General features: G+C 61.9%; 21 protein-coding genes. 6 read left to right on the plus strand and 15 right to left on the minus strand.

The genetic code is table 11. From position 1 onward, the window contains the following. Positions 1 to 114: 114 nt before the first annotated feature. Both PMI11_RS09940 and PMI11_RS09945 read right to left on the minus strand, forming a co-directional pair. Positions 115 to 1,119 (minus strand): carbon-nitrogen hydrolase family protein, encoded by a 1,005-nt coding sequence (locus PMI11_RS09940; protein ID WP_007816204.1) that lies wholly within the window; start codon positions 1,117 to 1,119, stop codon positions 115 to 117. 269 nt (positions 1,120 to 1,388) lie between these two features. Continuing rightward, positions 1,389 to 2,258 carry an aldo/keto reductase family oxidoreductase gene (locus PMI11_RS09945; protein WP_007816207.1) on the minus strand — a complete coding sequence of 290 codons (870 nt, stop codon included), beginning with the start codon at positions 2,256 to 2,258 and terminating at the stop codon, positions 1,389 to 1,391. Positions 2,259 to 2,374: 116 nt separating this feature from the next. On the opposite strand from PMI11_RS09945, the gene PMI11_RS09950 reads away from it, so the two are divergent. Both PMI11_RS09950 and PMI11_RS09955 read left to right on the plus strand, forming a co-directional pair. Next, entirely contained in the window at positions 2,375 to 3,292 is a 918-nt protein-coding gene (locus tag PMI11_RS09950; RefSeq protein WP_007816209.1) for a LysR family transcriptional regulator, read from the plus strand. Between the two features lie 87 nt (positions 3,293 to 3,379). Beyond that, entirely contained in the window at positions 3,380 to 4,051 is a 672-nt protein-coding gene (locus PMI11_RS09955) for a VOC family protein (protein ID WP_007816211.1), read from the plus strand. A gap of 65 nt (positions 4,052 to 4,116) precedes the next feature. Here PMI11_RS09955 and PMI11_RS09960 read toward each other — a convergent pair whose 3' ends face one another. The 10 genes from PMI11_RS09960 to PMI11_RS10010 all read right to left on the minus strand — a co-directional run bounded on the left by PMI11_RS09960 (position 4,117) and on the right by PMI11_RS10010 (position 13,407). Next, complete coding sequence (locus tag PMI11_RS09960; protein ID WP_007816213.1) at positions 4,117 to 4,530, minus strand: hypothetical protein; 414 nt, start codon at positions 4,528 to 4,530, stop codon at positions 4,117 to 4,119. Continuing rightward, positions 4,527 to 6,125 (minus strand): hypothetical protein, encoded by a 1,599-nt coding sequence (locus tag PMI11_RS09965; protein WP_007816215.1) that lies wholly within the window; start codon positions 6,123 to 6,125, stop codon positions 4,527 to 4,529. Before PMI11_RS09965 ends, PMI11_RS09960 begins: the two co-directional genes overlap by 4 nt. Before the next feature lie 33 nt (positions 6,126 to 6,158). Continuing rightward, on the minus strand, positions 6,159 to 6,590 hold the full coding sequence (locus PMI11_RS09970; RefSeq protein WP_007816216.1) for a hypothetical protein: 432 nt from the start codon (positions 6,588 to 6,590) through the stop codon (positions 6,159 to 6,161). A 140-nt stretch (positions 6,591 to 6,730) separates the two neighbouring features. Beyond that, complete coding sequence (locus tag PMI11_RS09975) at positions 6,731 to 7,234, minus strand: virion core protein, T7 gp14 family (protein WP_007816218.1); 504 nt, start codon at positions 7,232 to 7,234, stop codon at positions 6,731 to 6,733. Beyond that, positions 7,227 to 7,694, minus strand: coding sequence for a hypothetical protein (locus PMI11_RS09980; protein ID WP_157179613.1), 468 nt, complete (start codon positions 7,692 to 7,694; stop codon positions 7,227 to 7,229). The genes PMI11_RS09975 and PMI11_RS09980 overlap by 8 nt, the downstream gene beginning before the upstream one ends. Then, a complete protein-coding gene (locus tag PMI11_RS09985; RefSeq protein WP_007816223.1) occupies positions 7,684 to 9,783 on the minus strand; it encodes a hypothetical protein in 2,100 nt (699 codons plus the stop codon). The genes PMI11_RS09980 and PMI11_RS09985 overlap by 11 nt, the downstream gene beginning before the upstream one ends. After that, a complete protein-coding gene (locus PMI11_RS09990) occupies positions 9,776 to 10,411 on the minus strand; it encodes a hypothetical protein (protein ID WP_007816225.1) in 636 nt (211 codons plus the stop codon). The genes PMI11_RS09985 and PMI11_RS09990 overlap by 8 nt, the downstream gene beginning before the upstream one ends. Before the next feature lie 294 nt (positions 10,412 to 10,705). Continuing rightward, a complete protein-coding gene (locus PMI11_RS09995) occupies positions 10,706 to 11,269 on the minus strand; it encodes a hypothetical protein (RefSeq protein WP_007816227.1) in 564 nt (187 codons plus the stop codon). Positions 11,270 to 11,362: 93 nt separating this feature from the next. After that, entirely contained in the window at positions 11,363 to 12,160 is a 798-nt protein-coding gene (locus PMI11_RS10000) for a class I SAM-dependent methyltransferase (protein WP_007816229.1), read from the minus strand. A 302-nt stretch (positions 12,161 to 12,462) separates the two neighbouring features. Then, positions 12,463 to 13,407, minus strand: a complete 945-nt coding sequence (locus PMI11_RS10010; protein WP_007816233.1) for an AEC family transporter — start codon at positions 13,405 to 13,407, stop codon at positions 12,463 to 12,465. Positions 13,408 to 13,522: 115 nt separating this feature from the next. On the opposite strand from PMI11_RS10010, the gene PMI11_RS10015 reads away from it, so the two are divergent. After that, the gene (locus tag PMI11_RS10015; RefSeq protein WP_007816235.1) at positions 13,523 to 14,419 is read left to right on the plus strand and encodes a LysR family transcriptional regulator; all 897 of its coding nucleotides are present in this window, start codon (positions 13,523 to 13,525) and stop codon (positions 14,417 to 14,419) included. A gap of 32 nt (positions 14,420 to 14,451) precedes the next feature. On the opposite strand, the gene PMI11_RS10020 is transcribed toward PMI11_RS10015, so the two are convergent. The 3 genes from PMI11_RS10020 to PMI11_RS38370 all read right to left on the minus strand — a co-directional run bounded on the left by PMI11_RS10020 (position 14,452) and on the right by PMI11_RS38370 (position 19,222). Continuing rightward, a complete protein-coding gene (locus PMI11_RS10020; protein ID WP_007816237.1) occupies positions 14,452 to 15,273 on the minus strand; it encodes a M15 family metallopeptidase in 822 nt (273 codons plus the stop codon). A gap of 50 nt (positions 15,274 to 15,323) precedes the next feature. Further along, entirely contained in the window at positions 15,324 to 16,268 is a 945-nt protein-coding gene (locus PMI11_RS10025; RefSeq protein WP_007816239.1) for a DUF3616 domain-containing protein, read from the minus strand. A gap of 326 nt (positions 16,269 to 16,594) precedes the next feature. Beyond that, positions 16,595 to 19,222 (minus strand): ATP-binding protein, encoded by a 2,628-nt coding sequence (locus PMI11_RS38370; RefSeq protein ID WP_007816241.1) that lies wholly within the window; start codon positions 19,220 to 19,222, stop codon positions 16,595 to 16,597. 153 nt (positions 19,223 to 19,375) lie between these two features. Between PMI11_RS38370 and PMI11_RS10035 the strand changes: the two genes are divergently transcribed. From PMI11_RS10035 to PMI11_RS10045, 3 genes are all read left to right on the plus strand, one after another. Further along, on the plus strand, positions 19,376 to 19,663 hold the full coding sequence (locus PMI11_RS10035) for a DUF4242 domain-containing protein (RefSeq protein WP_007816243.1): 288 nt from the start codon (positions 19,376 to 19,378) through the stop codon (positions 19,661 to 19,663). Between the two features lie 490 nt (positions 19,664 to 20,153). Continuing rightward, on the plus strand, positions 20,154 to 20,528 hold the full coding sequence (locus PMI11_RS10040; RefSeq protein ID WP_007816246.1) for a hypothetical protein: 375 nt from the start codon (positions 20,154 to 20,156) through the stop codon (positions 20,526 to 20,528). Between the two features lie 69 nt (positions 20,529 to 20,597). Next, positions 20,598 to 21,314, plus strand: a complete 717-nt coding sequence (locus PMI11_RS10045; protein ID WP_007816247.1) for an SDR family oxidoreductase — start codon at positions 20,598 to 20,600, stop codon at positions 21,312 to 21,314. The last annotated feature ends 61 nt before the right edge of the window (positions 21,315 to 21,375 follow it).

Below are 21,375 nucleotides of genomic sequence, written 5' to 3' on the forward strand. Positions count from 1 at the left end.
TGTGCCGGCATCAGGTCTGACTCTCGCTGATCAATGGCGGAAAGGCGCGCAAATCCAATAGTTCAGGCAATCTAAAACTGGCGGGCTGAGTGTCCGCCAGTTTCTTGATAGGCTTCAAAAGGCTTCGCGGCTGTCGCTTCTCGGATCGCCCTCGATCTGGTGTGGTCGGTAAAGATCACCCTGGGCGGTGCGCCGCCAGGGGCGGGCGAGATTGGCCGGGTCGGTTGCGATTTCGGCGATTGCGATACCTGGCGAGCCATCATCAGGGCAACGGGCCGCCCACTGGCCCTTTGGGCCGGCGATACCGCAGGGCGTGACTACGCTTTGCGGCGCATGGGTGGCGTAGCTTACCCAGAACGTGTTGCTGGCCGCAACTCCCAGCACCTCGGCGGCGAAGGGCGGGGCTGCAGAGGGAGTTTCTCCCGATGTGGAGAAGAGCACGCAGTCCACATCGAGCCTCTCATATTCGGTGAAGATTTCGTGATAATGCGACTCTATGCCGGCAGCGCAGCCGAAGCGCATGCCGTCCACCTCGAAAGTGACGGGGATTCTGCCGGGCGAATACATGAAGGAAATTTTCGTGTGGGAGAGCAGGCGCTCGTCATAGCGCGTCACCAGCTCGCCCTTGCCGGAGATGACGTAGAGGCTGTTGTGCGGCCGGTGCGGCGGGGTCAGCCGATGCGGTGCGCCGAACACCGTCCAGAGGTTCAGCGCGGCTGCCAGCTTTCTCGTTTCTTCCAGCTCCTCGCGCAACACCTCCCACTGATAGCGGCTCCAGTCGGCAGCGCCGATCTCCCTGGGGCCGGTTTCGGAAAGGAGGCGCTTGTTGGGAAAGCAGATCGTTCCCTCCGGGAAATGGATCAGCTTGGCGCCGGCCTCGCTCGCCTGGCGCATCAACAGGCGCATTTCGGCGCCGTTGGCGCGAAAGGCATCCGCATCGCGCGGGTCGAGGCAGACCGTGGTCTGGGCCACTGCCAGCCGCAGGGATTTGCCGGCGAGCTCATCCGTTTGCGGGGTTGTTTTCGATTTGCGGATATGGCTGAGGGCTGAAGTGTAGGATTCGCCGGTTCGTGCGGCGCGGGCGCGCACTCGGCGCTTGAAATTTCCGTTTCGGGTCATTGTCAGGCCTTTCCGTCACGGACGCATGTTCCCCGGCAACCACGCCCGCACGATCGGACCCTCGGTTGATGGACCCGAGACGGAAGTCCCTTTGCCTCCGCTTGAAGACCCTGCCGGGGAGGATCGCTGGAGGTTGGGCGCAGGCCACGCCTGAACGTGATGATGTTCATGCTGTGACGATTCGTCAATCTGGGGAGAGGGCATGATGTGGCCTGCGAAACGCGGCGGCGGATCCGCCGCGTTCCGTTCCTTCCGTAGAGTCAGGCGCCTTACGCAGCGGCAATGCCGTCGAGTTGCGCCATCACCTCGCGCGACAGTTCGATATCGGCCACCGCGAGATTTTCCCTGAGGTGACCGCGGGAGGAGGTGCCGGGGATGAGCAGGATGTTCGGCCCGCGCTTCAGGAGCCAAGCGAGCGCCACCTGCAGGGGTGTGGCGTTCAGGCGGGTGGCGACCTCGGAGAGCGTCGAGGACTGCAGGGGCGAGAAGCCGCCGAGCGGGAAGAAGGGCACGTAGGCCGTGTTCTCGGCAGCAAGCTTGTCGATCAGGGCGTCGTCGCCGCGGTTGGCGAGGTTGTACTGGTTCTGGACGCAGACGATCCCGGTGATCTTGCGGCCGTCATCCACCTGTTTTGCGGTGACATTCGACAGGCCGATATGCCTGATCAGACCCTTCCGCTGCAGCTCGGCCAGAACTGTCAGCGGCGCTTCGAGTGAGCCTTCGGCCGGACCATGCACATCGAACATGGCGCGCAGGTTGACCACTTCGATGACATCGAGGCCGAGGTTTTTCAGGTTGCTGTGGATCGCCGCGGTCAGCTCTTCCTTGGAGAAGGCCGGATTCCAGGAGCCGTCGGCACCGCGCAGCGCGCCGACCTTGGTGACGATGACAAGATCGTCTCTATAGGGGTGCAGCGCTTCCCTGATGATCTCATTGGTGACGTAGGGGCCGTAGAAATCGCTGGTATCGATATGGTCGACGCCGCTTTCGACCGCTTCGCGCAGCACGGCGATTGCCTCGTTTCGATCCCGCGGCGGGCCGAAGACGCCCTTGCCGGCGAGCTGCATGGCGCCATAGCCGAGCCGCTTCACCGCGCGGTCGCCGAGCTTAAAGGTTCCGGATTTTTCGACAGTAGACATCAAATCTCTTCTCCGATTGAAGGCACGAGGGAGATAGGCCCGTATCATTGCTGCGACAATCGGCTATAATCTGGACGGGCTGTCCTGTATGAAGGACAATCAGTGAGGTCAGGATTATGAAGCAGGGTTCGCCAGAAATCAGCGATGTCAGCGCTTTTCTCGCCGTGGCAAGGGCCGGCGGTTTTCGCGAGGCGGAGCGGGCAGGGCATATGAGCTCATCGGCGCTCAGCGATGCGGTGCGCCGGCTGGAAGCGGAACTTGGCGTTCGGCTGCTCAATCGCACGACACGCAGCGTGGTGCCGACCGAGGCCGGCCGCGGGCTGGTGGAGCGGCTCGGGCCTGCCTTCAGCGAGATCAATGCGGCGCTCGATTTCGTCAAGGATTTTCGCGATCGGCCGGCCGGAACGCTGAAGCTCAATGTGCCTGTCAGCGCGGCGCGACTGGTGCTGCCGCGCATCGTGCCGGCGTTCTTGAGAAGCTATCCGGATATCCGCCTCGAAATCGTCACCGAGGAGAATTTCGTCGATATCATTGCCGCCGGCTGCGATGCCGGCATCCGTTATGATGAGCGGCTGGAACAGGACATGATCGCCGTGCCGATCGGCCCGCGCATCCAGCGTTATGCCGGCGGAGCTTCATCCGCCTATCTCGCAGAACACGGCCGGCCGGAGCATCCGCGGGATCTGCTTCGACATGCCTGTATCCGCGGGCGTTTTGCCGGCCGCGCCATCCCGGTCTGGGAGTTCGAGCGTGACGGCGAGGTCGTCAGGGTCGATCCGCCGAGTCCGCTGATCGTCCAGAATGGCGGCGGCACGGATCTCGCCGTCGATGCGGCCGTTGCGGGAACCGGTGTCGTCTTCACCTTCGAGGACTGGCTGAAACCCTATTTCGAAAGCGGTGCGCTGGAACCGGTGCTGGAGCCCTGGTGGGAAAGCTTTTCCGGCCCTTTCCTCTACTATCCCGGCCGCCGGCTGGTACCGGCGCCTCTGCGCGCCTTCATCGATTTCGTCAAGGCGATGCCGCGGGAGGCGTGAGCAGAGATCATCGGCCCGCAACGTGGTAGAGTGGGTGCGGGCGATGCATTCGCCGCATCGCCATCATTCTCAATGATGGAGGAGATCATGAGCGACGCAAGCATGATGCCCGGCAACGGGACCACTGAGATGAAGCTGGAAATCATCGTCGTGCCCGTGTCGGATGTCGACCGGGCCAAGGCCTTTTACGGCGGGCTCGGCTGGCGCCTCGACGCCGATTATTCCTCTGGTGACAATTACCGGGTGATCCAGTTCACCCCGCCGGGCTCGAACGCCTCCGTCATCTTCGGAAAAAACGTCACGCCGGCGGCACCGGGCTCCGCGCAGGGGCTCTATCTCATCGTTTCCGATATCGAGGCGACCCGCAAGGAGTTGCGGGAGCGCGGTGTGGAGGTCAGCGAGGCCTTTCATCCCGAAGGCGAGGTCTATAGCGGGCCCGACGTGCCCTATCTCTTCGGCCGGCGCCGGGTCAGCGGCCCGGATCCTGATCGCGGCAGCTACCGCTCCTTCGCTTCCTTCAGCGACCCCGACGGCAACGGCTGGCTCTTCCAGGAAATCACCGCCCGGCTGCCGGGCCGGATCACCTCGGACCTTGCCGCCTTCGGCACGGCGAAAGATCTTGCCACAGCGCTCAGCCGCGCGGCCACGGCGCATGGCGAGCATGAGAAGCGCAATGGCGGCAAGCATGATGAGAACTGGCCGGACTGGTATGCGGAATATATGATGGCCGAGCAGACGGGCAAGCCGCTGCCGCAATAAGGTCATTGGCGAGCGGGGCCGGCTGCATTGGCTGGTCCCCGCCGGCTATTTTACGAGAGCTCACATCATGCAGGCTCGATCTGGGCCGCCCATTTCCAGAGATCGTCCATCTGGTTCGGCGGAATGCCCATGGCCACCGCGAGCAGATCGATGCGGGGATCTTTGCGGGAATATTCTTGGGCGTCCTCGATCATGATGCGCACGGTTTCCTTGTCCTTCAACGACATGTCAGCCATGCCGTTGACGAGGGAGAGGACATCGGCCTTGAAAACCGGCGGTTCGAGTTCGAGTGCGGCGAGCCAGAGTTGCCATTTCTTGAGGGGTGGGAAGCGCTCTTCTGAGCCCGTTGGATCGTGAAGGTATTTCGCAATGGCGGGTTCTTGATCGTCACGAGGGACGAGGATCATATCAGGCTGATCGCGGGTGAATATTTCAAGGATAGTTCCGGCGCTGTCGTAACGAACGTATATAGTGGTCATGCGAATAGCCTCTTGCAGGTGTAATCATACCAGCCGCACACGAAAAAGGAGGCTGAACAGGCCGCGCTTGTCACAGCGACGTACCTCCAGAGCTGGCCATTAGCATTGCTTCGCGCCTTGCCTGCCGCCGCACCTTGGTCGGGATAGTCGTTGCCTGAGCGCGACCGACACCGCACATGATGGGGGGCACCAGTGGTGTAGTTGGCGGCAGCAGCATCTGAGACGATCCCGATGCAGTCCTGCCCCATGCTTGCCACAACGGTATCAATCAGCACCCAGATGTCCACACTTAGTCCCACAGGGACGTTGCTTGGTATGGCTAGGCCCTGCACGCTGGCGCTGGCGGTGAACCACGCGTAGGTGTCGGTGTTGACCTCGTTGCCTGTCTGCCAGAACGGAACAATGTTTCCCGACGAGTTGGTGATGATGAGGCCCACGCGGCTCCCAGACAAGCATTCCCACCCTACCGGCTTCGTGACGCCTGCCTCTGATCCCGACAGCGACATAACAAAATCTGTAGTGCCATCTGATGGCTTCCTAATGACATATAGGAAATACGTCTTTGACGCCTGCACAGCCCCCGTGTCGAGTAGTTGAACAAGCGTTTTCGCCGTGGCAAGGGTAGTCTGATGCTTCTTACCGCCAAACCAGCCAACGCCTGGGCCGATGATTACAGATGTAACGCCGACATAAGCGGGGATGAATCCTGTAAAGAAATCAAGACCGGTGGCAACACAGACATATTTGACAATACTGCCCGCGAGAACCTTTTTCAGGCCCCAGCCTGTCGCGCTGTCGGCAATGGCGAACTCGTCGCCATCCACGATGTCGGTCTTTGCCGCCGCGCCGTGAAGCCAGCCGGCCAGGGTATTGGCGACGTCATTGTAGATCGCCAGCGTCTTCCGATACCAATGAAAGGCGGAAAACAGCCCGCCCGAACCGGCAACCGCTATATCTTCCGGATTCGTTGCATAGGCGGTCGCGAGGCTGGCGCTGGCATTTGCGCTCGTTGCCGACTGAGTGGCTTCCGCGGCCTTCTGCTGGGCGGTCTGCGTCAGGCCGGCAACATCAGGAATGTCATCAGCAATATCAGCCACGGTCTCCAGATATTGCGAGACGGCGGCAACGGCCTCCAGCGCATCGCCTTTGTCGCTGAGCGTCAGAACGTCTGCAATCAGCTTGTCGATCGTTGCTGAATCGAATGACGGTGGAATGGTGACTGCGCGGGCTGCTCTTTCCTTGAGCTGCTGGAGCCTCATCACAACGAGGTCAAGCGCCTGCTCGACGGTTTCCGCATAATAGGCGCCCTGGTTTTCCAGGTCGGTTTCCTGGGTGAAGGGGACATCCAGCAGCAAAGTAATCTTGGTGCCGTTCGCTGGAGCGGGGATGATGACCGCGCTTCCGCCGCTATCGTTGCCGATGCCGGTCACAGTGTAATCGGCGTCGAGCACCAGGATTGAATCCGTGCCAGATGCATCCGTCCGGATCACCTGCAGATGACGGGGCTCCAGGATTTTGAACTTGTATTCGAAAGCCGTGGCGATGCCGTCCCCATTATAGGGGCCGGATCGGTTTATCTCGCTCGAAATGGTCATGTGATTGTACCTCTGGTTTCCTGAACCATAGGCTCAGGAAGGTTGTCGGCCTGACCTAGCCAATCCACCTCGAGCGGCGAGACGGTCTTGCCTCGTCACCGGGCAGATGGCCCGGTTCGCGGCCGTGACAGCAGGCGCCTTGATCGCTGCCTCGTCATAGGCGCGGGCGGCACCCGGCGTCAGGCCCTTGCCGAATTCAGCGTGCTTCTGCTCGGCAAGCTTTTCGAAGGTGGCGCGGCCTTCCACGCCGGCGCGGCCGGTCAGCGTCAGGAAGCCGCCGTTGCCATGAAGCGCTTCGCGCGACCAGTCGCCGAATTTCGTTTGGCGATCCTTGGCGGCGTTGGCATTGTCCAGCTGCTCGACTTTCGCTACGGCATCGGCCAGCGTGCCGAGGCCGGTTGCTGCATTCTGTATGCCACGGCCGATCGCGGCGCCGAAGGCATCGGCGTCAGCACTGGCCGCCAAACCCTCGGTATATTCGGGGCGAAGCGCGACATGCTACTGGGTGTCCTGATAGGTGGGAACGGTCGGCATTCAGAACCTCAATTTTTTGTTTCCCGCAATTTCGGACGCAAAGCTGCGGCACAGTTTGCTGGAATTGCTTACTAACCCAAGCCCTTGGCCTGAGTATAAACTTTGCCCGCACCGCCGAGGATCGTGCCGATGGCATCCAGATAGCCGCCCTTGACGGCGGCGTCGGCGCGCATGCGGTCGAGTTTGGCGCTTGCCAGCTGGTTGGTGCCCTGCACCTTGTAGCCATAGGCTTCGCGATAGGCATTGGTGCGCACGTTCAGCGCATCGATCTCGCCCATCTTGGCGGTGTCGACGATCGTATCCAGCGGTGAGCCGAAGGAGAGGTCGATGCCGTTTGCGGCGATCGCGGCTTTCTGGCGTCCTTCGAGCTGCGATGTCTGCAGGCGCTTCTGCTGCTCTTCCTGCTTGCCGCGCTCGATCGCATCCTTCGCCTGCTTGTCGGCGATCTGCGCGTTCATTTCGGCGACCTGGGCATTGTATTTGTTCGCTTCGCTGGTCGCCTTAGCCTGCTGCACCTGGCCGGCAGCACCCAGAAGCGTCGAGCCTAATGTCAGCGCCAGACCAAGATCACACATCCGCTTCTCCCATTTCGAACAGCCGGAACGGATGGCCGTTGATCTCCACCGGTTCGGATAGCCGGAAGCCCAGCCATTCGAGCCAGCGAACGGAGATCGTATTGCGCGCATCCACGAAGTTTCGCAGTAAGCGATAGCGGCCCAACAGTTGAGCCGGCCAATCCTTGGATATCCGCAGGAATCCGCGGAAATTCTTCTCCACAGCATCCGTACCGAGCAGCCAGGGCGCACCGATGCCGGTGAGGATGTTGATATCGCCGACACCCCACATCACCTCCGGCCGGCCGTCGAAAAGCGCGGTCCAGACTTCCGAGGAATGGCGGTAGGAGAATGTCAGCGCCGAAAGCGGCGAACGGCCGGAGGCGGCGAAGACCTCGTCGCGGTCGGCCGCCCGCATGCGCGCGGCAATCTGCCGGATATGGCTCGGCCGGGCCTCGATGATGGCGATCTCAGCGGCCAAGGGTGACATCCGGCATGATGGAGAGAATGGTCATCGGCAGCGGGTCGAACTGCTTCACCCACATGGCGCCGCTGGTGCTCCAGTCCCAATAGGGAGTAATGGTGAGGTCGCCGGTATAGAGGCTGATCGCGTCGTTCCAGTTTTCGTTGCGGCGCTGCTTGTACTCCACCAGCGTGCCGCCGTCGCGCTCGCCGTCCTCAGGGCCGGTGAAGATGCCGCGGGTGTTTTCCACCCGGAAGGTCACTTCGGAGACGGATTTCGAGCGACCCTGCACGGTGCCGAGGCCCTGCACCTGGCCGACATCGAGATCGAGCGTTTCGATCGCCGCCGTCACCGGCAGGCCAATATGGATTTTCGAAGCGGCGTTCTGCAGCCGCACGCTGCCACCAGTGACAGTGAGATTACGCACGACATTGCCATCGGCCAGCGCCACGAGTGATTGCCCTTCGAGATGGGAAAGCCCGCTCAGCGTGGTGGTCGGCGGACCGGAATAGGTCAGCCCGCAATCGACGAAGAAGGCGTCCTGCACATCCTCGAAGGCGCGGCTGTGCAGCCGCTCGATGTAGCGCTTCTGTGTGCCATTGATCGTGCGACGGATGATGAAATAGGGCACGTCCTCGCCATCTTCCTCGATCACAGTCACATCCTCGAAGAAGGCGTCGTTGCCGGGGCCGCTTTCATGGCGGGTCCAGGCCCAGACATCCTGCTCCTTCATGTAGGTGAGCGAGACGAGCGCCCCGTCATCGAGCACCACCCAGACCACGGAGTCCGGTGCCTGCGCATAATCCCAGGCTGATATCTCGCGGCCCTTGAAGAGGTGGCGGGCAAGGATGGTCAGATCCTTCCCGACATAACTATCCTGCGTATAGTCATAGGAGAAATCGCGCACCACGCCGCCAAGGCGCTGGGCAAAAAGCACCGTATTGCCGACGACGATCGGCTGCACCTTGGCGGCTCCGCGATAGCCCTGGTTATCGAGCTTGATGGCGGAGGGGGAAATCGCATCCGAGGTCGAGCCGCCGGTGACGATCCATTCGGAACCGGAGGTCAAGAGCAGCAGGCCGCGTACCGAGATCATCGAGCGGATCTCGTTCACCTGCCGGGCGCGGATGCGGAAGGTCACGGCGTCACTTGCCTTTGCGGGCGAGGAGACGCCAAAATTTTCGTAATTGGCGGACTGGCTGAGCCAGACTGCCTGCGGATCGTTCAGCGTCGAGGCGAAGGCAAGCCGCTGCTCGATGAAGGTGACGCAGCGCGGATAATTGGCCGCTGCATTGAAGGGGTTGCGGCCGCTCTGCGGCGTGTCGGAGAGATCGGGCGTGATGTTCTCGTCATCGAAGCTCAGGCCCGTCGTGCCGCCGACATAGCCGAAAATGCCGTTGTCGTCGCGGTAGACGATGTAGCGCGTCGCACCCGACACCGCCGCCCAGGTCACGCGATTGATGCCGCCCTGGATGGCGAGGTCGTTGACGGTGGCGCCGACATTCGACGGCAGGCTTTCCTCGCCGCTGTCTGCAACGGCGGAAACGCAGTAGCGATATGTGGTTGCCACATAACCCGGCTTGCCTGATGTGTCGCCGGGCTTGGTGACAGAGGGCGTAACCGCCGGCGGGTTGATCAGCGGCTTGAACTGGACCGTCGTCAGTGTCCAGTTGTTGTCGGCCAGCCGCCCGAGTTTGCGTACGGGGTGATTGACGTGGCAGAGGTAGAGCACATCGGCTTCCTGCACGAAGACAAGGTCCTGCACGTCTGCTGCCGTATAGGCGGTGGCAACCTCGTAGGGGGCGGCGCCCGTCAACACCAGCCCGCCATCGCGGAAGATACGGATGTATTTGTCACCGAATTCGAGGATATAGGTCTGCTCGGTATTGAACTGGAAGCGGATCAGCCGGGCTTGTTTCGAGCTGTCCTTGATCTCGTGGATGAATTGCAGCCCGGCCCGGTTCGAGACACCGCCATGAGGGTGCACGAAGACATTCAGCGCCGTGCGCAAGCCGCTCTGATATTTGGTGAGATCGACGCGGGCGCCGAGGGCGGGCGAAAGTTCGCCTGCGGTGAAGGAAGGCTGGTAGGCGCGGAAATCAGCCATGGGCGCGCACCGCGATCAGTTCGCTCACGAAATTCTCGCTCGTGTGCCTCATCTGATTAGCCTCGGCCTGCTCGGCCGCCCGCTGGCTGTTTTGCGCCAGCGCCATCGCATCGGCGCGGATCTTCGGATCGCGCGTCAGCGGCATGGCAAGCCGCACGGCCAGATGCCAGGCGAGCGCCTCGATGAAGAGCGGCGAATATTTCGTCGGGTCGGTCAGCCGGCTGGTATAACGCAGCAGCGCCGGCGAGAGATCGCAATAGAGCCGGTCGCCCTCCAGCGCATAAGTATATTGCATCTCGCGCCCGGCCTCATCGAGATCGGGCTTCAGTGTTTCGGGCGGGGTTGCGGCATCGGCGGAATAATGCGGCCTGATCCAGCGGATCTGCAGGCAATCGGCCGGCCGCGCATAAGAGTGGCGCCACACACCCGGCTTGTCATTGTCGAGCGCACCCAGCGCCACCGTCTTGCCCGCCACCTGCCAGGGGAAGGATTGCAGCAGCACATCGCGCGTCTGCGCATAGAACTGATTGCAAGCCCGCGCCTCCGCGCTCTTTTCGGTGAGATCGTTGATATTGTCCTTGCCGATATTGGAAAGGGCGAGATTGCAGATAGAGACGACGGTAGCCATGAACCAACCTCTTGAGTTGGGGTAGGGCTAACGTGGGGATGGTTGTTGGGGTGAAGTGGGTGGGGAAGTGTGCGGGCAGGGTGCATCTCGCTGCGTAGGGAGGGGCACGCCATACCTCTTCTCCCTTATTCCTTCTCGTCTCCGGAGGCAGACGTGAAAAGTCTTTCCTGCCCGAGGACTTGGGCAAGCTGGATCCTGTGATGATCCGCTGAACAAGCCCGAGGACAGGGATAACGGAGGAGCGGTGAGGTATAGCATCGCCTCGCACGAAAGGCATTGGCCGGGCGCCGCCTATCAGCCGTAGCCAATCATGCTGCAGGTATATTTGCTGTAAGTGCCATAGTCCGTGATCCAGCCGTCCTCCTCGAATTCCCGCTTGGGTCCGGATTCGGTAATAACCTTCAGATCCTTGCCGGTGCGCTGCAGGATATTGTCGTGCACCGTCTTTGCTTTTTCCGGGAAAGTGAAACTGTAATAGAAATCCGACATGCAGCCGCCGCCGGCATTGAGGGCGTAGATCGGCAGGCTGAACTGGTTGAACCGGCTTCCGAAATATTCTCCTACTGTATTGACCACCACCGGTGGTCCTTCGTTTGAGGTGCAGGTTGCCGATATCCTGCTTTCCATGGCCTTCAGGCTTTGCTTCGCCTCTTCGGGCAGAGAGAGGTTGTTGATAAGGATTTCCTTGTCGTCGGGGTTGTAGGAAAGCCCGCCTTCGGCAAAGGCGCAATCAACAGGGTCGGGGAAGAGTTTCTCCGCCCATTTGTCCACGGCAATTCTTGATGTCGGAAGAAGAGCGGCAGTCGAGAAAAGCATTGCAACCGACATGCCCTGTAAGCTGAAAAGAAATGAAAACATGGATATTCACCCTAAACCCCAGATGCAGGTTGCACGGCAGGCGCGAATTTTCAACACGAAATTTCTCTCAGAATCTCCGGAGATGAATTGCGGTTAGCCCGTCTTCCGGCTGACAAACAACCCCGTCTCCTTGCCCACCTCCAGCACACCGCCGCCCGCTCGGAATGCCTCGGCAATCGCTGCCCGAAACGCCGCGAGCTCCGCCTCGCTCGCCCTGTCGCCAGGCGGGTAGGAGGTCAGCGCCAGGAACACGTCTTCCGGCTCCGTTATCCGCATATGGGCCGGGTGCTCGGTCATCGTCACATTGCCGAATTGCGCCTGCATCAGCCGTTCCGCTGTCTCATAGCAGAAGGCCGCACCGGCGGGATCGTAGGGCGGGCTGCCGAAGACTGCGGTCAGCGCATACATGCCGCGCATGTTGTTCGCACCGTTGGTCGTCACCGCAAGGTGACCGCCTGGTTTCAGCACGCGGTGAATCTCGGCAAGCGCCTGCGCCTGATCGGCCACATGGTAGAGCATGTGCATGGCGATGACGGTGTCGAACGTCCCGTCTTTAAAGGGCAGGGCGGTGGCGTCGGCCTGCTGACCGGTGACATTGGCGAAGGCGAGTGCCCGGCAGCGATCGAGTCCTTCCTGCAGCATGCCGGGGGAGAGATCGGCGAGGGTGAGGTGCAGATCGTCGGGCAGCTCGGGTGCCACGGAAGCCCAGAACCAGGCGGGGCCGCAGCCGATATCCAGCACCTGATCGCCTGACTTGAGGGGAAGCTGTCCTGCCACCCAGGGAAACCAGCCGGTTTCGGCGATCGTATATTCGCGGTTCAGGCGCCCGCGCGCGGCAAGCTTGCGGCTGTCGCTATATTGCTCGTCATTGCCTGTGGTGATGGATGACATGATCGGCCGCTGCTTCCCTCAATGTCAGATGGAATGAATGCGGCGGCTGATCCTGCATCTTTGCGGTGAGTGGGGCAATTGCGATATCTGGCCTTTGACGGTGGGCTAACGGTTGCTGCTCTCAACCGCACCTGCTACCTCACCCTTTCAGCCATCGCCGGCCTCGAAGGAGAAACAGTGAAGAACCCCATCTTTCTCGTTATCGCGAGCCTCTTCATTCTGGTGGCGATCGCCGGCCTTGCGATCAGTTCGGCGCGGCTGATCGGCCTGTTCGGCTGAGCAGCGACAGGCAACAGCTGCGTCTAGACCTTCCCTGCAAGCGCCAGATAGGCCGAAATCGTCAGCACCGAAAGCACCGTGGAGGCGAGCACGACGCGGCCTGTCAGGCTCGCTTCGCGGCCGTAGAATTCCGCCAGCATGAAGGGGCCGGTGCCGGTCGGCAGTGCTGCGAGCAGTACGGCGGTATGGGTGGCCGCTGGCGGCAGGTTCAGGAGCGGTGCGGCGATCAGCCAGGTGACGGCGGGCTGGGCGATCAGCTTCAGGCCGACGAGAATGCTTGTCGTCGTCGCCCGGGCGCTCGCTTCGCCGGCCCTGGTGCCGGCCAGAAACAGGCCAAGCGCGATCAGCGCGCAGGGTGAGGCTGCCCCGCCCAGAAGCTTCAGGAAGGCATGCACGGGGGCGGGGAGCGATGCACCCGAGAGCATCACCAGCGCGCCTAGCACGGGTGCGACGAGCAGCGGGTTTTTCGCCAGCGAACGGGCGGTCTTGAGCGCGATATCGCGCCGCCGGGTTTCCGATTGCAGCCCGCCTTCGATCAGGATGATGGCGATGGCAAAGAGCACGCAGACGGTGAGGATGGTAGAGATCAGCGTCGGTGCCATGCCGGTGTCGCCGATCAGTGACAGGACGAGCGGAAAGCCGATGAAGCCGGTATTGGCGTAGCTGGCATTCAGCCCGTCGATCGCTGCATCCGCCAGATGCCGCCCCTTGGCGATGCGCCAGAAGAGCGTGGCGCCGAAGATGACGGCGCAGCCGGCGGTAAAGGCCAGGATGAAGCCCGGCTGCCAGATCTCGGCGGGTTTGGCATTGGCCATGATATCGAAGAGGAGCGCAGGCAAAGCGAGATAGACGACCAGGCGGTTGACCTCGCGCGTGGCATTTTCACCGAGCGCCCCGGTCTTGCGGGCGATCCAGCCGGCAAGGATGAGGGCGAAGATCGGCAGGACAATCGAAAGGTTCGTCAGCATGGGCAACTCGGGCAATTCGGCGCAGCTCCGTACGTGGAGCGATGATTGCCTAGCGCCTGAGATCGAGATAATCCAATGTCATCTGCAATGCTGATTGATACTTCTGAGGTATCGAATGGATACACGCCATATGCGCTATTTCGTGGCGCTGGCCGAAACGCTGCATTTCGGCCATGCGGCCGCACGCATGAACATGAGCCAGCCGCCCTTCAGCCGGCAGATATCAGCCATCGAAAAGACGCTTGGTGTGCGGCTCTTCGAGCGCAATTCGCGCAATGTTGCGCTGACGCCGGCCGGCCGGCATTTCCTGGCCGATTGCCGCGCGGTGCTCGAACGCTTCGATGCTGCCTGCCGGGACGTGCAACTGGTCGCCAGCGGCATGAAGGGTGAGCTGAAGCTCGGTTTCATGATGCATGCCGCCCATAGCGTCATCCCGGCGCTCGTGCGGCTTTATTCGCGGGCGCGTCCGGATGTGCGGCTGATCCTGGAGGAGCGCATACCTACCGATATCGAGGAGATGCTCACCGAAGGTAAACTCGATGCTGCCGTCACCTTCGGCGGCGGTCCCGCACCGCATCTGCGCACGCTGCTGCTTGCCCGCGACCGGCTGTGCCTGATCGTGCCATCAGGCCATCCGCTGGCACGAGCCGAAACCATCGGGCCGCAGTCGCTTGCGGGCGAGAAACTGATCGCCGCGCCCGCAACCGTGGCGCCAACGCTGCGCACGGCGATCGGCCTCTATTGTGCTGCCGCCGGCGTCATCCCGCACTTCGCCTTCGAGCCGCGCCTCCAGCACACCATCATCCGGCTGGTGCAGGAGGGGCTCGGCGTGGCGCTAATCCCGCAATCGCTTTGCGATGATCTGGCGGAGGGTGTGGTGTCGAGGACGCTCGACGACGCCCCGGAATTCGATGTCGTGCTCTGCGCGCCCCGCGCCGCCAGGAACCCGGCCGTGCCGCAGTTGTTCGAGGTGGCGGCCCACACAGGCAGCAACGAGAACAAGGCCGGCTGAGGCGGCCGGCCCAGTCCATCTGAAAGAAGAGCTCAGAGGCTTTCGGCGGCGACTTCGAAATGCATGCCGTCTTTCGTGGTGAAATAACCGCCCCAGTAAAATCCATTGGCATTGGCAATCGCGACCATCTCACGCACGCAACCGCGGTCTCCCATCAATGCGGGTATGGTTCCCCGCGCGTTCCAGGTTGCGTTGATGTCGAAGGCGGTTCCCCAGGCGTGATTGGAAAGGTTCTCCGGAATGGCTTTTGTCTTGCCCCGCTTCAGGCGGGCGTTGAAACTGCCGTCGAAGGTCAGGATCCGGTTTGCCAGCCCGGCCGCGGCCCATTCGGAGAAGAGCTTGGCGAGCCGCGTCGTGTGGTTCTTGTGGAAACGGATGCGTCCGTCGGTTTTCGTGACGCCCGAATCCAAGGGAATGACGCAATCTTTTAGCTCCGGAATGTTCACGGTCGTTATATTGCTCGCCTCGAAACCGTTGGTGATCGTGATGTGCTCCGGATTGCCGGAAACCGGGCTATGATTGAACTTTATGACACCGCATTTTGACTGCATGTCCGCGGCGCTTGGTGATGACAGGCCCGGCTTCTTCTTTGGCCAGTCGATACCCTTCTTTGCCGGGTCCGGATCGAAATCGGGTTTGATATCGGCATGCGCTTCGGAAATCGCGAAACACTGGTCGTCAAATGTTGGACTTTCCGGAAGCCCGAACTTCCTCCGGAAGCGGATGACCTCTTCCTTGGTTTTCCCGCCGTAGGAGCCGTCCGTGCCCAGGGACGCCGATACTTCCTGATTGAGATATTCCTGAAGGCGGCGGACGTCGTTGCCGAACGCGCCGACGGATAAAATGTAAGCCATGCGTTCCCCCTCCTGATGGCATTGCCTGCCGGATCAAACGCCGGCGAAAATCAGAATTTCACGTCGATGGCGGGAAAGAAGGCGTCCTTGGGCGGATCCTTGTCGGCGCATGCCACTCCCTTGATCATCGCGCCGCCGCTGTCGCTCAGGATTTCGCCCTCGTGATCGTTCCAGACCACGATTGCTTCGGGCGTCATTCCCGAGAAATCCGCATCGGGACCCGATGTCACGCGGCCATCGGCATTTCCATCCCACCAGAAAAGCTTGGGCGGAGGATTGCCGCCATCGGGCTCGGAGCCAGCGAGCACGAGATATCGATTGCCGACCCGCGCAATGTCGCGCACGCCGCGGCCGGTCGTTCCCGGTCCATCGGAAAGGTCCATCGTGACGACCTGGGTCATTTTCGCAGAGCCTGTGTCGCCGGTGCCCAGCTTGACCAGCTGCATCGGGTTGGCGAGTTCGAGCACGATGGCGCGGTTATCGGGCACTGGTCCGCGCAGGCCGATCAGGAGATGCCCTTCGGACGTTGCTGCCAGGCCTTCGATGTTGACGTGGGTCTTTAAATCACCCTCGCTCAGCTTAAGCGCTGCGGCCATGTCCGCGCGAAGATTGCGATAGACCTCGCCGGAGCTGGACAATGTTCCGTCGGCCGATACGGCTGTTGCAAACAGTTCCTTGCGCTTTGGCTTGTCCTGGCCGCTGCTGTTCAGCGAATGGGATGTCAGCCAGAATATCGTGTCGCCGATACGGGCGGCGCCTTCGATGTCAGTCACATCGTCGAGCGGGAACTTTGTAACCGGCTTCGGCTTTCCCCGCTGGTAGATCATGATCGCGGAGAAATCGTCGCTTGCGACCGCCATATGCGACGCATCGACCAGGGCTGCGGCCGAGGCCTCGCAAATGCCTTGATATGAGCGGCCCGCCGCATTGGCCGCCAATGGGCCAAAGAGCGATGAAAATGCGGCCAAGAGGATCACGCGGCTCTTATTGCTCATGCGACAAGCCCCCGTCTCGATGTCCAGCCTCCCGGTGAGGTGGCATTCCACAATTAAACTATCGCGGAAGGTGCGCGTCAAGATAATCTTTAATAATTAATTACGAATATACTGTTCTCGTGCGCTGAGAAAACTTTGATCAAATTTATAGACTACAAATGCCTCTGCATTCGCAACTAAAAATCCTCCTTTCGAATCTATTTGTAATATGTCTGGATTGAAAAGTCTTAAAAGGATTTGCGCAAGGCGCTGTATCGGCATGCCTATTGCTAGATCTGTTGCGGATTCATCCAGTTAGACAGCGCCGGCGGGCAGTAGCGTCCATTCTACTGCAATAGCCCCAGCCTCCGTCCCTCGGCGGCCGCCTGTCCCCTGGATTTCGCGCTCAGCTTGGCAAGGATCGAGGAAATATGATGATCCACCGTCTTGGCCGACACGAACAGGCGCGCGCCGATCTCGGCATTGGAGCGACCCTCGTCGATCAGCCGCAGCACGTCCATTTCGCGTGTCGTGAGGCCGGCGGCGTTAGCCTGGGTGCTGGCCCGGGGGCCGCGCGCCGCAAGCCGGCCGCCACGCTTGCGGATCAGCTCCTTCACGTGGGTGACGACGGCAGTGGCGCCGAGGGCTTCCAGCGTCGTCAGGGTGCGGTAGAGCGCGTCATTATCGCCGTCGAGCAGGGCAAGGGCGGCGAGATAGGGCGCGCGGCGGTCGGTCCAGATATCGGCTGCCTCCTGCCAACGGCCGTTGAGCATGGCGATCACGGCAGCGTCGCCGCTGGAGTCCTCGGGCGCAAGGCCGGTTTCGCCCAGAATATGCGCCCAGAAGCCGATCATCGAGCCGGCGGCATCGTCGCTGCAGAGGGAAGCGGCCTGCCGCAGGCCGGCGAGCGCTTCCTCCCGGTCGCAGAGGCCGAGCCAGGCGCGCTCGGCCACCAGCGCGGCATGGGCGGACAGGCGCTGGAATTCGAAGGTGTTTTCGAGGAATTTCGCCATTTCCTGCAGCAACTCGCCTGAGGTCTCGCCGCGCCGCGTTCTGAGCGTCGCCAGCGCCACGAGCGAAGGATAGCGGGAGAGCGCCGGGGCATTCTGGTTGTCGACCACGGCCTGCGCTGCTGCGGCTGCCTCCTCCCAGCGGCCGAGGAAGGTCAGCAGTTCGGCGAGCTCGCCGCGCATATAGTCGCGCCAGGTATCGAGGTCATGCTCGATGCAATAGGCAATGCCCCGCGCCAGCACATTCTCGGCGGCATCGACCGCGTGGAGCTGGATTTCCACCCAGGCGCGGTTGGTGAAGGCGCGGGCCGCATGCTCCTGGAAGCCATGCTCTAGGGCGATTGCCAGCGCCTGATCGAGCGTTTGCCGGGCGCGCTCCGGCTCCCGCCAGCAGATGGCGGTACCGACATTGTTCAGCGCATGACAGAGGACCTCGGGCCTGGCGATATCGTCCGATGTCATGAGCGCGATCGCGCGCTCGCCGTAGAGGGTTGCGGTCTCGGCATCGCCCGCCAGCATGCCGAGCTGCGACAGGTTGGAATAGCCCATGGCGAGCTCGGCCGGGCTTGCTGCCTGCTCCAGCACCTCAACAGCCTCGCGGCCGAAGGCATCGGCGCCCTTGCGGTCTCCGGCGAGATAGCTCAGCCGCGACAGCCAGCGCAGGTTGTCGCCGACATGCCTGATATCGCCGAGCGCCCGGTAGAGCGCAAGCGCGCTGGTCTGGGCGGCAATGGCCCGTTCCATCTGGCCGGTCAGGTGGCATTCGAAGGCATAGCCCTCGTAGAGGCAGGCGCGCCTGGCATCGCTCAAGTCTCCGGCATGGGCGAGCGCCAGCTCGTAATGGCGCATCGCCTGCCGGTGGGCGCCGAGCCTGCCGGCCTCGGCTGCGGCTTTCGGGGCGAGCTCCGAGATCGCGCTCATGTCCTGCGCCTCATTGGCATGGTGGACCATGCGCGCGACCGAGGCCTCGGTCCGGTTACGGAAATAGGCGAGCGCCTTTTCATGCAGTGCCCGGCGGCGCAGCGGCGGCAGCGATTGCTCGACGGCCTGCCTGGCAATCTCATGGCGGAACATGAAGAGGTTGCCCCCCGGACCACTACTCGCGGGCACCAGAAGCCCGCAAGCCGTGCAGGCTTCAAGCGAGGCGCGGGCATCGCTGCCGCAGATCGCCTCGATCAATTCAGGCGCAAAGGCATCGGGCGAGGTGGAGGCGGCCCAAAGCGCCTCCCTGTCAGCCTCGTCAAGGATATCGGCCCGCGCCAGCACCGCATCGCGGATGGTTGTCGGCAGATGGTCGCGGCTGAGTGGCGGCAGGCAATCGCTGCCGGCGCAATCCACGAGCTCGCTGACGAAATAGGCATTGCCGCCGGTGGCGCTGAAGATCGCCTCGCCATCGAGGCCCTTGCGGTTCGCAAGCTCCAGCACGGCGGCCTTCGACAGAGGCGGGACAGTGATGCGCAGCCAGTGGGCCGGCGGAATATCGGCAAGCAGCCGCCTGAGCCGCGTCTGGCCCGGCGTATCGTCATTCCGCGCGGTTGCGACCAGCAGCAGGCAGGTGTGGCGGATGCGGCGGCCGATATAGCGGATGAGGTTCAGCGTGGCGTCATCGGCCCAGTGAATATCCTCGATGACGAGCAATGTCGGCTGGCGCCCCTCGGTCAGGAGATCGAGCACTTCGGAGAAGAGGGTGATCCAGTTGCCGCTGGAGGCCCTTGTCAGCGTCCAGCGGGCGTGCCGGGCAATATCGCGCCAGGGCCCGAGCGGCTCGGCCGTGCCGAAATTCTCGCAGGCGCCCGAGAGAACGCGGGTTCCCTCAGGCACGGCGCCGGCGAAGGCTGCGGCGAGGGAGGATTTTCCCGCGCCTGCTTCCCCTTCCAGAAGGACGACCCTGCCATTGCCGTTGGCGGCCTCGCGCAACAACGACTGAAGATGATCGAGATTGGGGGCGCGCTCGATTAGTCGCATGGCGGATTATTGCCAGCATCATTGCCGGCTGGGAATAGGAACGTGCCAAAATAGGGCGGCGAGCGCCAGAAAATGGGGAGATATCCCGATGCGCCGGCCCCGGCATCGGCCTAGCGTCCGTTTCGTCAACAAGGATGCGAACAGGAGGTCGCCATGCCCAGATATCTTATCGAACGCAACATTCCCGGCGCAAGCAAGCTAACCTCGGAAGACCTGTGCAACATTTCCGCAAAGTCGAACCAGGTCGTGGCCGGCCTCGACCGGCCCTATACCTGGATCACCAGCTATGTCGCCGGCGACAAGATCTACTGCGTGCATGAGGCCGACAGCGCCGAAACCGTCTACCGCCACGCCCGCGAAGGCGGCTTCCCGGCCGACCTGGTGAGCGAGATCGCCTCGGAGTTCGGCCCCCAGACTGCCCGGCAGACCGCCCGCGTATGAGTTACCACGCCGACCGCAACGCGAGGGGCGGCGGCCGGCGCTCACCTCGTTCCCTCCTCGGGTAAGGCCGGGGAGGGAATGGGGGGACGGGAAACTACTTTGAGCGACCGGGCGGATGGTCGACGCTTTGGACCCGGACGATACCTGACAGTTTTTATTGCGTCGTGCGTTTTGTTGTTTTGATCTCGGGCGTCCTTGCAGGGGCGAGGGGGACATCCCTGAGAATGCCGAGGTCGTGTTGGATCTCCTTCTCCCGGCGGGAGTTTGAAGGACGGATCGAGACCCGTGGCTCGACACCGGTCAGGTGAGCCGAAGGCCGTACACATCTTCGAATCCTTTCTCCACCTCTTTCCTTCCATCGATCCCCCATCATCTTAGAGACCAGCATTCGCTCTTGACGAAAAGAGCATATGCTCCTATTTCTATCTAAATAGGAGCATATGCTCTTATTTGGCCACAAAACTGCATCAGCCCGCAAAAGCAGGAAACCATGTCACACGATAAACATGACCGTCATCCCTTTCTGGACGACCTGACCGCCGACGCCGAGCTCGTCAGCTCCGTGCTGCGCGGACCCGTTGTCGGCCGCGACGAGATCACGCTCGCCGTCAATACCGTCGGCACCTTCTATGCCTTGCAGACGCCGACCTTCTTCGAGGTCGTCGGCTCTCGGCTCTTCCTCGAATATGAAGCCGTTCTGGTGAGCGGTGAAAAATTGACCGCGGCTGTCATCGTCGATCGCAACCCGGACGGATCCGTGCCGCATGTCAGCGTACGCATGAGCCCGCTCGGCTCCGTCCTGTCGCTTGCCGCCGGCCTGCGAGAGACGCTCTCGGCAAAACTGCCGGAGCATTTATTTCTCTGAATCGCAGTCACCCGCCGGACCGGGCGTGCAGAATGCCGCCTGATCCCGCCTTTTCAAAGGATATGAGCCATGGATATCGCCAACAGCACAGTCTTCATCACCGGCGCCAATCGCGGCCTCGGCCTTGCCTTCGCACGTGAGGCCCGCCGCCGCGGGGCAGCCAAAATCTATGCCGGCATGCGCAACACCGCTGGCTTCAATGAGCCCGATATCATCCCGATCAGGATCGACGTCACGGACAAGGCATCGATCGCCGCCGCTGCCGGACTCGCCGCCGATACGACGCTGCTGATCAACAATGCCGGCATCGCAGAGCTGATCGACGGCCCCCTGTCTGGTGATGTCGAAGAACAGTCGCAGCGTCTCTTCGACGTCAACTATCATGGCGTCGTGCGTGTCACCCGGGCCTTCGAGCCGATCCTTTCGGCGCAGCCACAGGCGGCCATCATCAATGTCCTCTCCGATATCGTCTGGCTTCCGCGCCCTATCCTTACCCCTTACGCAGCATCGAAGGCTGCTGCCTGGAGCTACACGAACCAGCTTCGCTTTCACCTGCGCGAGAAAGGCATCCAGGTGCTCGGCCTGCATGTCGGCTTCGTCGATACGGATCTGACCGATGGTATCAACGTGCCGAAGGCAAGTCCGCAGGATGTGGTGCGCCAGACCTATGACGCGCTTGCCGCCGGCAGGAGCGAAATCATGGCCGATCGCGGCACGACCGTGCTGAAGAGCACGCTTTCGGCCGAGGTGCCTGGCTATATCACACCGCCTGAAGGCGTCATCTGACGCCGGCTATCGCGACGATGCCATTGAACCATGATCGGCGCGGAGCTTTTCTGAGGGCCGC

It is taken from the genome of Rhizobium sp. CF142 (genome assembly GCF_000281145.1).
In the GTDB taxonomy this organism is placed as follows: Bacteria; Pseudomonadota; Alphaproteobacteria; order Rhizobiales; family Rhizobiaceae; genus Rhizobium.

Bases quoted from the DNA above. Each gene is read 5' to 3' on its own strand.
- PMI11_RS09955 (WP_007816211.1), top strand. From the start codon at position 3,380: ATGAGCGACGCAAGCATGATGCCCGGCAACGGGACCACTGAGATGAAG.
- PMI11_RS09990 (WP_007816225.1), bottom strand. From the start codon at position 10,411: ATGGCTACCGTCGTCTCTATCTGCAATCTCGCCCTTTCCAATATCGGC.
- PMI11_RS09965 (WP_007816215.1), bottom strand. From the start codon at position 6,125: ATGACCATTTCGAGCGAGATAAACCGATCCGGCCCCTATAATGGGGAC.
- PMI11_RS09995 (WP_007816227.1), bottom strand. From the start codon at position 11,269: ATGTTTTCATTTCTTTTCAGCTTACAGGGCATGTCGGTTGCAATGCTT.
- PMI11_RS10020 (WP_007816237.1), bottom strand. From the start codon at position 15,273: ATGGCTTACATTTTATCCGTCGGCGCGTTCGGCAACGACGTCCGCCGC.
- PMI11_RS09985 (WP_007816223.1), bottom strand. From the start codon at position 9,783: ATGGCTGATTTCCGCGCCTACCAGCCTTCCTTCACCGCAGGCGAACTT.
- PMI11_RS09960 (WP_007816213.1), bottom strand. From the start codon at position 4,530: ATGACCACTATATACGTTCGTTACGACAGCGCCGGAACTATCCTTGAA.
- PMI11_RS10010 (WP_007816233.1), bottom strand. From the start codon at position 13,407: ATGCTGACGAACCTTTCGATTGTCCTGCCGATCTTCGCCCTCATCCTT.
- PMI11_RS10040 (WP_007816246.1), top strand. From the start codon at position 20,154: ATGTCACACGATAAACATGACCGTCATCCCTTTCTGGACGACCTGACC.
- PMI11_RS09940 (WP_007816204.1), bottom strand. From the start codon at position 1,119: ATGACCCGAAACGGAAATTTCAAGCGCCGAGTGCGCGCCCGCGCCGCA.
- PMI11_RS09975 (WP_007816218.1), bottom strand. From the start codon at position 7,234: ATGTGTGATCTTGGTCTGGCGCTGACATTAGGCTCGACGCTTCTGGGT.
- PMI11_RS10045 (WP_007816247.1), top strand. From the start codon at position 20,598: ATGGATATCGCCAACAGCACAGTCTTCATCACCGGCGCCAATCGCGGC.
- PMI11_RS10000 (WP_007816229.1), bottom strand. From the start codon at position 12,160: ATGTCATCCATCACCACAGGCAATGACGAGCAATATAGCGACAGCCGC.
- PMI11_RS10015 (WP_007816235.1), top strand. From the start codon at position 13,523: ATGGATACACGCCATATGCGCTATTTCGTGGCGCTGGCCGAAACGCTG.
- PMI11_RS09950 (WP_007816209.1), top strand. From the start codon at position 2,375: ATGAAGCAGGGTTCGCCAGAAATCAGCGATGTCAGCGCTTTTCTCGCC.
- PMI11_RS10025 (WP_007816239.1), bottom strand. From the start codon at position 16,268: ATGAGCAATAAGAGCCGCGTGATCCTCTTGGCCGCATTTTCATCGCTC.
- PMI11_RS38370 (WP_007816241.1), bottom strand. From the start codon at position 19,222: ATGCGACTAATCGAGCGCGCCCCCAATCTCGATCATCTTCAGTCGTTG.
- PMI11_RS09945 (WP_007816207.1), bottom strand. From the start codon at position 2,258: ATGTCTACTGTCGAAAAATCCGGAACCTTTAAGCTCGGCGACCGCGCG.
- PMI11_RS10035 (WP_007816243.1), top strand. From the start codon at position 19,376: ATGCCCAGATATCTTATCGAACGCAACATTCCCGGCGCAAGCAAGCTA.